Source organism: Deltaproteobacteria bacterium (genome assembly GCA_016223005.1).
Lineage (GTDB): Bacteria > Desulfobacterota > GWC2-55-46 > UBA9637 > GWC2-42-11 > JACRPW01.
The window spans coordinates 8362-14167 of the sequence record JACRPW010000051.1 but is presented as its reverse complement, the minus strand read 5'-3'; the positions used below and the strand labels follow the sequence as shown (position 1 = coordinate 14167).

6 protein-coding genes are annotated in these 5806 nt (G+C 41.7%); all 6 read right to left on the bottom strand.

Features of this window, described 5'->3' with window-relative positions:
- Positions 1 to 790 (bottom strand): HAMP domain-containing histidine kinase (locus HZC45_06085; protein MBI5682718.1); only part of this gene is annotated, 790 nt, incomplete at its 3' end.
- The gene (locus tag HZC45_06080) at positions 787 to 1536 is read right to left on the bottom strand and encodes a FliA/WhiG family RNA polymerase sigma factor (GenBank protein ID MBI5682717.1); all 750 of its coding nucleotides are present in this window, start codon (positions 1534 to 1536) and stop codon (positions 787 to 789) included. The genes HZC45_06080 and HZC45_06085, both read right to left, overlap by 4 nt.
- Positions 1537 to 1562: 26 nt before the next feature.
- Positions 1563 to 2384: a MinD/ParA family protein gene (locus HZC45_06075; protein MBI5682716.1), complete on the bottom strand. Its 822-nt coding sequence runs from the start codon at positions 2382 to 2384 to the stop codon at positions 1563 to 1565.
- The gene (locus HZC45_06070) at positions 2377 to 3438 is read right to left on the bottom strand and encodes a hypothetical protein (GenBank protein ID MBI5682715.1); all 1062 of its coding nucleotides are present in this window, start codon (positions 3436 to 3438) and stop codon (positions 2377 to 2379) included. The genes HZC45_06075 and HZC45_06070 overlap by 8 nt, the downstream gene beginning before the upstream one ends.
- 1 nt (position 3439) lies before the next feature.
- Positions 3440 to 5497 carry a flagellar biosynthesis protein FlhA gene (flhA, locus tag HZC45_06065; protein ID MBI5682714.1) on the bottom strand — a complete coding sequence of 686 codons (2058 nt, stop codon included), beginning with the start codon at positions 5495 to 5497 and terminating at the stop codon, positions 3440 to 3442.
- A 12-nt stretch (positions 5498 to 5509) separates the two neighbouring features.
- A partial coding sequence (locus HZC45_06060) for an EscU/YscU/HrcU family type III secretion system export apparatus switch protein (GenBank protein MBI5682713.1) occupies positions 5510 to 5806 on the bottom strand: 297 nt, incomplete at its 5' end.

The following is a 5806-nucleotide window of genomic DNA, read 5'->3' as shown; positions in this document are numbered from 1 at the left end:
TAAAGACCTGTATAATCCTGTCCCTGTCAACAAAAAGTTTTGGGATAACATTTGGCAAGCCCAGACAAAGTTTAATCCGTTTGACATCTGCAAGGCACTTCATAGTAGATACAACATCTTCTAACAAGAGATTGCAATCCACTATTTCTTGTCTTATCTGAATACTACCTGACCCTGCCATAGAAAAATCAAGTATGTTATTTATAAGTCTTGATAACCTCTCCGTATTTCTCAAGGCAACACCTAACATCTTTTGCTGATCCAAAGTTAAGCCGTTTGTAAGATTAAGTATATTAGAAAGCGACTGCTTGACAGAAGCAACAGGTGTTATAAGTTCATGTGTAACATTAGATACAAAATCATCAAGCCATTGTTTAACATCCAAATCTTCATCTGTTTTTTTAGAATGTGCCTTATTAACATTTATATGACCTATACCTTTATTTGAAAAATCTTCTCCCGCAATCATTCCATTTTCCAGATTTAGCGCCGAGAACAAGGTTACTAACTCTTCAAATTTAATCTCTTGATAAAAGACAATGTTATTAAGTTTTAATTTATGAAATAATATAGCAATCTCATCCCCGCTATCCTGCGGTTGACTATTAACAAGTATTTTCCAATCTGCAAAACTCATACTCAATTCACAGTTATCAGTAAGCAGTTTCATGATATGATTGTAGGTATCAGAAATAGACCTGTGTGCCAAAGGATGTCTGGCGCCGTAAATATGGGCATGATGTATTGACCTGTCAACTGATTGCAAAAACTTCGTATATTTGCCTGTCATATCAAGTCCCCCATATTTACAAGTTTTTTTAGTTTACCCTTCAGCCTGTGGATTGCCTGAGTATGCAGCTGGCAAACCCTTGATTCTGTAAGACTCATAACATGACCTATCTCTTTGAGATTTAGTTCTTCATAATAATAAAGGGATACTGCGAGCCTCTCTTTTTCAGGCAGTTCATCAACAGCCTTTGCAAGCCTGCTGCGGACATCCTCCATGTGCAGAGATTTAACAGGGTCTTCACAACGAGGGTCTGCCAGACATTCCATTATATTTACATCATCGCCATTCTTATTCAGCCCCATATCCTCAAGATTTATCACACCTGCACAGCTAACCTTTCTAAGAAGTTCCTGAAAATTATCTTCATCCATGCCAAAGGATTCTGCCATCTCTTCGTCTGTTGGTGTCCTTCCAAGTTTTGACTCAAGTTCTGCATATCCCCTTTCCAGCTGCTTTGATTTTTCCCTTACACTCCTTGGCAGCCAGTCCATACTTCTAAGTTCATCCAGCATGGACCCCTTTATCCTGAAGGATAGATATGTCTCCATCTTCACACCCCTTGCAGGGTCAAATGCATCAATACTATCTATAAGCCCGATTATCCCTGCATTTATAAGGTCGTTTATATCAATGTGGGACGGCAGTCTGACAGCAAGTCTGTATGCAATAATCTTTACCAGATGTGCGTATTCCCTGATTACTGCATCTCTATCCATATTAAGTTTCTTAAAATCTATAGCCTGCATTTCCCGCCTTTCTCGCTATTCTCGCCTTACATTTCACATCTCACCTCTATACCCCTGCCGCTAAAAAACTGCAGATTGTCTTTTGGCTCCACGGGCGGAAGTTCATCAATAATCCCTGATAATTCCATAAATGCCTTGCTTGCCTTTGAATCAGGGAATATATCTACTATAGGCTTCTGTTCCCTGACAGCCTTTGGCAGATTCTCATCCATAGGAATAAAACCCAGATAATCTATTGCTATATTCAGATACCTGCCTGTAACTACGCTTAAGTTTCTGTAGACCTCAAGCCCCTCATTTTTGGTTTTTACAAAATTTACAAGCAGTTTAAACCTCTTCTCACCATGCTTTAAATGAAGGACCTTCATAAGGGCATAAGCATCTATAATGGATGTAGGTTCAGACGAGGCAACAACTATGATTTCATCAGCAGCCATGTTAAAGAAAAGGACATTTTGAGAAATGCCTGCAGCAGTATCTATCAGCATTATATCAATGTTACCATCAAGGTTTTCTATCTGTGAAAAGAGGTTAATCTTTTCTTCTGCTCCAAGATTTGTGAGTTCCTGAATGCCTGATGCTGCAGGAAGGATTCTTATCCCTTTAGGTCCTTTGACAACAACCTCTTCTATTGTCTTCTCTCCCTTAAGGATGTGGGCAAGTGTAAACCTAGGGGTTAAACCAAGCAGTATATCCAGATTTCCAAGCCCAAGGTCAGCATCAAGGACAAACACCTTCTTGCCTTTCATGGCAAAACTAACTGCAAGATTTGCAACAACATTTGTCTTGCCTACACCACCCTTTCCGCTTGTGATTGCTATAACCTTTGGTTTGCATTTACTAAACATAGTTTTTCCCCTTACCAAGTATGAGATTACCAAGCATATCTAGGGAGGCTGCCATAATATCATGGGGTATCTTCTGTCCATTACAGAGATAGGCAATGGGTTTTTTTACAAACATGGATGTATTAAGGATAGAGCCAAAACTTTGAGATTCATCAATCTTTGTAAAGACCATACAGTCAAGCGGTAAAGCCCCGAAACCATCACATGCCTTTAAGAGAACATCATCTTTTGTGGTCACACTTAATACAATGGCAGTCTTGATTGGAAGTCCGCCAGCAAGCATGCCTTTGAATTCTTTGATGCCATCCGCATCCATAGGATTTCTGCCAGGGGTGTCAATCAATACCACATCCTTATCCTTGTTGTTCCATACTGCCTTATTAAAATCATCCTTTGATTTCACTGCGTGAACAGAGATGCCGAATTGTCTGCCGCATGATTGCAAAACCTCATTAGCGCCTGTCCTGATATTATCAGTGCTTACAAGCCCTACCTTTGCCTTGTATTTTTGAATCAGTTTGCCTGCAAGTTTTGCTACTGTTGTTGTCTTGCCGACACCTGTTGGACCTACAAATGCCAGCAGCTTTGGTTTGCCGCCTTCAGCAAGGGGATTGCATACAGAGGTATTATTCATTATAGCAGTATGACATCTGTCCATCAGTCCGCCGCCATTTTCCCCATGCCCTGCAGCAGCCTTAATGAGTTTTTTAGATACCTCATTGTGTATTCCCCTCTTTAACATCTCCTGATAAAGTTCAATCGCCCCGCTTTCAAGCCCTGCAAGTTTCTTCATTGCACTATCATTGGACAAAGAAGAAAACAGAAGTTTAATGTCAGACATCTCTTGTCTTAAATTACCTAATTCATTTCTTACTAGAGAATTTTCTATAAGTTTTTTCTCAATCTCATCTGCGTCAAAATCAATTGCCGCCAAAACCTCAACACCTTTGTCAAATTTCTTTGTAGAAAGGATGACAGCATCTTCGCCAAAGGTCTCTCTCACACACTTGAGTGCGCATTCAATGGTCTTTTCCCTGAATCTCTTGATATGCATATTACAAACTCACCACCTTTATATTCTTTATACGAATATCTCCTGACACCTCATTTGAACCTACAACAGCAACTAAAGGGAGAGTCCTCTCAATAAGTTTTCTGACAAACCGTCTGACATCAGATGATGTCATAACTAAAGGGCGATACCCCTGATTAACCATTTCCTGCGCCCCCTCTGATACCTTATTCATTAGTTTGTGTGCTATGGAAGGTTCTATTGCAATATTTATTCCATATTGAGATTGATGTATAGACTTTGAAATAGTTTCCTCAAGCCTTGGGTCAAGAAGCATGATTGGCAAAAGTCCATCTTCAGTTGTATATTGTCTTGTAATAGTGCCTGACATTGCCTGTCTGACATACTCTGTCAGGATATCTGTATCCTTTGTTGATGGCGCATAGTCTGCCAGTGTCTCTGCGATACTCAAAACATCCCTTATCGGTATCTTCTCCCTCAAAAGATTCTGCAATACCTTTTCAACACCTCCGAGGGATAATTGTGCTGGCACAAGTTCCTCAACAATCTTCGGATGTGTTCTGGCAAGGGCATCAAGGATTGTCTGCACATCCTGCCTTGTCAGAAGCCTATAGGCATTTGCCTTAACAACCTCGGCAATATGAGTTATTATGGCTACAGCAGGGTTTACTACTGTCCAACCCATAATCTTTGCCTTATCCTTTAAACCCTCGTCTATCCACAGGGCAGGAAGTCCAAAGGCAGGCTCTTTTGCAGGGATACCCTCAAGACCTTTTTGTGCGGTGCCAGGGTCTATTGCCATCTGATAATTCATCATAACCGAGCCCCTTCCCACCTCAATCCCCCTCAACAAAATAATATACTCCTCGGGTTTTAACTGAAGGTTGTCCTTTATATGTATCGGCGGCACAAGAAAACCTATTTCAGCAGCAATCTGCCTCCTCATTGCCTTAATCCTGTCCAGAAGTTCACCTCCGCTTTCTGAATCAACAAGCGGTATGAGCCTGTAGCCTACCTCTATTGTAAGCGGGTCAGGGAGTATAATTTCATCCTTTTCAGGCGTCTTTGGAACCTCCTTTACCTCCTCTTTTTTTGGAGCCGCAAACATACCCTGATTGCTCATGTATGCAATCCCGCCTGTTACACCTGCAAGTGTCAAAAATGCCAGATGAGGCAGTCCCGGTATAAGACCGAGGACAAACAGCACACCTGCAGCGCCTGCAATTGCCTTTGGATAAGAGAGGATTTGAGATGCAAACTCACTGCCCATATCTGATTCAGAGGCTGCCCTTGTAACAGTAATGCCTGCTGCTGTTGAAATCACAAGCGCCGGTATCTGTGCTACAAGACCATCTCCGATGGTGAGTATCGTATAGATAGACATGGCATCTACAATATTCATGCCCTGCTGAAATACACCGATGATAATACCGCCTATAATATTGATAAAGGTAATGAGGATGCCTGCAATAGCATCACCCCGGACAAACTTACTCGCGCCATCCATTGCGCCGTAAAAATCTGCCTCTCGGGTAACATCCTTTCTCCTTTTTCTTGCCTCATCTTCTCCTATGAGTCCTGAATTCAAATCAGCATCAATTGCCATCTGTTTACCCGGCATTGCATCAAGTGTAAACCTTGCTGAGACCTCTGCGATTCTGCCTGCGCCTTTTGTGATAACAACAAAATTTATAATGACCAATATTATAAACACCACCATGCCAACCGCATAATTCCCTCCCACAACAAACACCCCAAATGCCTTGATTACCTGCCCTGCAGCGCTAACACCTTCATTGCCGTGCAGCAGGATTATCCTTGTTGATGCTACATTTAAAGAGAGTCTGAAAAGTGTTGTAATGAGCAGGATAGATGGAAACACAGCAAAATCCAGCGGCTTCACCATATGTGCTGATATTAAGAGGATAATGATGGATAGGGTGATACTCATGGATAAGAGCAAATCAAGGAGAAGAGTCGGCATTGGGATTATCATTACTGCCAGTATCCCGACTATGCCCACAGGGACAATCATCTCAATAATATTTTTAGTTAATATTTTTCCTGTAGTTACAGCCATATTTTTTGCTCCTCACTCCTCACTTCTTACTTTTCCCCTTGCCCTGTATATATATGCCAGAACCTCTGCCACTGTCTTATAAAGTGCTGCTGGTATCTCTTTGCCAATCTCAACTGTCTTCCATATTATCTGCGCCAGCGGTTTATTCTCTATTACAGGCACCTTATGCCCTCGGGCTATCTCTTTAATCTTTTCTGCTACAATGCCTGCGCCCTTTGCAACAACAAGGGGGGCGCGCATCTTCCCATGCTCATACTTAACTGCAACAGCCAGATGGGTCGGGTTTGTAATGACAACAGTTGCATTGGG